Source organism: Methanobrevibacter sp., from assembly GCF_017447225.1.
GTDB lineage: Archaea > Methanobacteriota > Methanobacteria > Methanobacteriales > Methanobacteriaceae > Methanocatella.
Window position 1 is genome coordinate 1 of the sequence record NZ_JAFSNZ010000115.1, and the last position, 4,527, is coordinate 4,527.

2 protein-coding genes and 2 pseudogenes are annotated in these 4,527 nt (G+C 33.4%); all 4 read right to left on the reverse strand.

All coding sequences use genetic code 11. From position 1 onward, the window contains the following. Window positions 1-1,410: pseudogene (locus IJQ68_RS10780) on the reverse strand (hypothetical protein); the annotation flags it as partial. Between the two features lie 480 nt (window positions 1,411-1,890). After that, window positions 1,891-3,078, reverse strand: a complete 1,188-nt coding sequence (locus IJQ68_RS10785) for an aconitase X catalytic domain-containing protein (protein ID WP_292800470.1) — start codon at window positions 3,076-3,078, stop codon at window positions 1,891-1,893. Between the two features lies 1 nt (window position 3,079). After that, complete coding sequence (locus IJQ68_RS10790) at window positions 3,080-4,411, reverse strand: DHH family phosphoesterase (protein WP_292800472.1); 1,332 nt, start codon at window positions 4,409-4,411, stop codon at window positions 3,080-3,082. Further along, a pseudogene (gene rps15p, locus IJQ68_RS10795) lies at window positions 4,401-4,527 on the reverse strand (30S ribosomal protein S15); the annotation flags it as partial. The pseudogene rps15p and the gene IJQ68_RS10790, both read right to left, overlap by 11 nt.

Genomic DNA, 4,527 nt, shown 5'->3' on the forward strand with positions numbered 1-4,527 from the left:
AGAATCTTTACCATCATCCATATAGGCCTGACCTAATGAGAATGTTGATTCGGAAATTGTTACATTTGACCCTGTAAGACAGATTGTACCACCACGAGTACTGGAAGTACCCCCTTCAGATTTATTTGCACTTATTCCTTTATTGTTTATGCAGGTGATGTTGTTGATTATACCGTTATTACCCTGCCAGAAGATTGCTCCACCATCATCACGAGCAATATTGTTTTCAAAAGAAGAATTATATAATTTACAGCCTACTCCATCGACATATAAAGCAGCACCATCAGAAGCACCACAATTATCAAAATCACAGTTACCAATCTGAGTATTGTTACCGATTACATACAATGCACCACCATTATTTGTAGCAGTACAAGAATTAAATATAGTATCAGTTATAGTAACACCATTACCCGTTACAAACACTGCACCACCATCAACCTTTGAAGAATCTTTACCATCATCCATATATGCGGATGATAAGGTAAATGTGGAATTAGATAGAATTACATTAGATCCAGTAAGACAGATAGTTCCACCACGAGTACTGGAAGTATCACCATCAGACTTATCAGCACTAATACCTTTATTGTTTGTACAAGTTATATTATTAATTATACCATTATTACCGCTCCAATATAAAGCACCACCATCATCACCAGCAGTGTTATTGGTAAAAGAAGAATCTATTAGATTAACATGATCACCATCAACATAAATCACCCCACCATCAAGTGAAGCATTGTTGAAATTAAAAGTAGACAATAGAATATTTACTGAATTAGAATTTAGATAAATAGCTCCACCATTTAAAGCACTATTATTAATAAAAGTTGAACCTATAATACTTGAACTTGAGGTTATAGCAGAAGTATAAGCAGAAGCGATGAATACCGCACCACCATTTAAAGAAGCGGAGTTGTTAATAAATGTTGAATCTATGATTTCAACACTTTCACTGGAAGTTAAACTGACTGCAGCACCATTAGTGCCACAAGCATTTTTAAATACGATATTTTTCAGTATTACATGCGCATTATTTGTAATTTTGAATATTGATGCTACATTTGCACCATCAATAGCATGCCCATTCCCATTAATAGTAATGTTCTTATTAATTATAATACCTTCTTTAAATACAACATCACTATCAGAATATGTATAATTTTTATCCAATTCAAAAGAATCATTTACCGATGTGTTCTGGATCAAAGAATTTAATTGTGTAAATGAATCTGAATCGGCTGTTAAAATGTCGTTTTGAGTATCCGATGCTTGTAAACTTGGTGAGTCATCATCGATAGATGTTGAAATAGGTTCACTTTCAACATCTTCAGCAGCACATGCAAATGCTATTGTAGATATGAGCACCATGAACAAGCAAATAATAATAATTATTCTTTTTTTCATATGCTATAACCTTTTTAGTCTATTGTATACTATGTGCATTAAATGAAAAAACTACTCTATTGATGTTAATTTATGTTAAGCAAATATAAATGTTTTTCTTTTAAAAAAATAAGGACAATTAAAATTATTTCAGAAAATAGTATAATAAGTTAAACAAAACATCAAAAAATATTTATTGATTAAACAATATCCATAAAATAATGTAAAAAATAAAAAAATGAATAAAAAAATGCCAAAACATATAAATAAAACATTCATTATACAATATATTTATAAACAAATCAAAATTATTAAATTAGAAAAGAAAAAATAATGGGTAAAATAATCAAAACAATGATAAAAATGATAATTAACATTTAAAAATAATAAAAAATAAGTTATTTAAAAAAAATTAAAAAAATAATTAAAAAAAATAAACAATAATCAGATTAAAATTTTTTTAGTAGAAAAATGAAAAATCTATTGTAGAAAATGAAATCATCACTCAAAACGGATGAGATTTTCCACATCATTATAAACTACATCAAGTCCGCACATTGAAGGAACATAATTAGCTGCCTTTGCTGAATTGACACCAATCACTTCAAAGCCCATATCTTCGATAGGAGCAACTACCATACATGTGTCACATACAACATTTCCGCCTGCAGATTCAATTATTTGAGTGTAACCCATCCTGTCGGCCGTTGCCTTGACAGATACTGAAGTACAAATCCATAATTTGTTTTTAATGCTTTTACCTTCAACAATATTTGCAACATTTTTTATTTCTTCAAGTGAAGCATGAGGACAACCCAGACAGATCAAATCAGGTTCACGGTCTGTTGTGGTTAACTTTTGGCGTGTTTCTAAAATTTCCTTATCGCCAACGAACATATAATCTTCAACATCATCTTTTCCGGCACTATCCCATTCAGGAGTTACATTTTCCATATGATATAATGCTACAGAACCTGAAGAAGCAAGAGCCGCACCTAAAGTTTTTAAATCATTGTTTGTAGGAGTATTTTTAACATTGAAATAAGGTACTCCTCCGCCAACGACTTTTCCAACAATATAACCTAAGGCGCCCCAATCGGCACCGGACAATTCATCGCTGACATTTACAATTAAATTAGCCTTACGATTCTCATCCAAGTGGAATCCGTAAAGAGGAGTTTTACCTACAATGGCCGCTGCAAGGGCTGCCGGTCCTCCTTCACGGTTAGTACGTGCACCGATAACTGAATTGACATAAGCCACTGCAGAAGATTCTGACCATGAAACATGATCTCTAAACCTAGGCACATTTCCTACAAGATAGGGAGTGCATGTACATGTTTTAGAAATACCAAGCTTTCCATAAGCATCAACAATCTGATTTTGCTTGATTGAAAACTCTTCCGGAAATCCCAATTCCTTCCAATTATCCAAATCAGTTCCTGGAGGATTTAGTGAAGCATTAATTCCGGAATATATGAATTCTTCACTGGCCAAATCTTCAAGATATTCCAAACCTGCCTGACCTATTGTTTTATAGGAAACTCCAGATACCTGTGCAGAAGTAATATCAACTAATTTAGAAGCTCCATAAATATCGCCTAAAGCCACTAAAATATCCATACTTTTACGGACAGTTTCTCCAAACTCCCCGTCACACATTTGCTCTTCTTTTTTTGTTAAATACATATTAATCATTATTTAATTGATATTCAATCATTTCATCGAATATATGCAGGAAATTGTCTTTGCTTTCATAAGGTATCATAGCTCCTGCAGCAATATCGTGGCCTCCTCCCTGTCCACCGAAATTGTTTGAGCTATCACGCAAAGCCTTTCCAAGGTCAACTCCACGACTAACCATTTCTCGTGTAGTTCTTCCAGAAATCTTAATATCCTTATGGAGTCTTGATAAACCAAGTACAGGTTTTGAATCATCAATTAAACCAACAGATAATCCAATACTTGCAATAGTCCCCATTACAGACTTTAAAACTTTATCTTCACTGTATAAATATTGTGATGATTGCAATTGAACAGCACCTTCACGCTTAATCCATTCGAGACCTTTTACAATTTGGTCACGATATTTACGTTGAAACTCTGTAGCAGTCGATAGAGCCTTTTCTCTCTCACCAAGTGCAATGCTTAAACCTAAACCATATTTTTTATTTTTACCACATGCATCAAGAATATAAGCATATTCCTCCAAATCCCTAAGCATAGGAATTTCTTTAGGAATTAAATAACAGTCACTAAAGATATCAGGATTAATCTTAATCAATTCAGCAGCAAGAACATCTTTCTCCTCATCAGCCAAATCAATGAATTTAATACCATATGACAATCCTATTTTTTCTAAAAATGCAGTAGCACCTTCCAAATCCCCACTAATACCAGGTAAAGGTGGAGTGAAAGTATAAGCAAGAGATTTAAATAATGGTTCGGATGCTTTTGAAACAATTTTTAAATCTTCATTGATTTCAAGATTCGTTTCTTTCGCATCATCCAAAATTAGCTTGTTGACACCATTAAATCCATCTTGACATTGCATATCACCGAAAGCACCTACAAGTGCAAAATAAGCCAAATGTTTTTTATCCAGGTCACGGACACACAAATATGCAGAACCCGCACCAGATAAATCCTTACTGCCATCAATTTCAAACAAATGAGGATTGACATGAACCAGATTACTGTCTGGCTCTGTTCCATCAACTTGATGGTGATCAGCTATAATAACATCGCTTTTAAACGTATTCAATTCATTTACAAAAGCACTTCCCATATCTGAAAAGATGAATAAATCATGTTGCTCATGACGGAGCTGATTTATAACATCTTCCTTAAGACGAGGGACTATAGTAGTATGAAACTGAACATTTTCCTCTTTCAAAGCATTCGCTATCACAGCTACTGCTGACAATCCGTCAGCATCATTATGTGAAATTATACGAATAATTTCATCATTTTCAATATGCTCTTTGAGCATATTAGTAGCTTCAGTAGCCCTATTTAACAAGGAGTGCTGCTTGTTGTGGATTATATCTCCAACCTTCTGGTAATTCGCCTTCACTTACATAGTAAGAAGCTAATTTTCTGATTCTGGATTCAATGATAGTTAATCCTCTTTTGGAG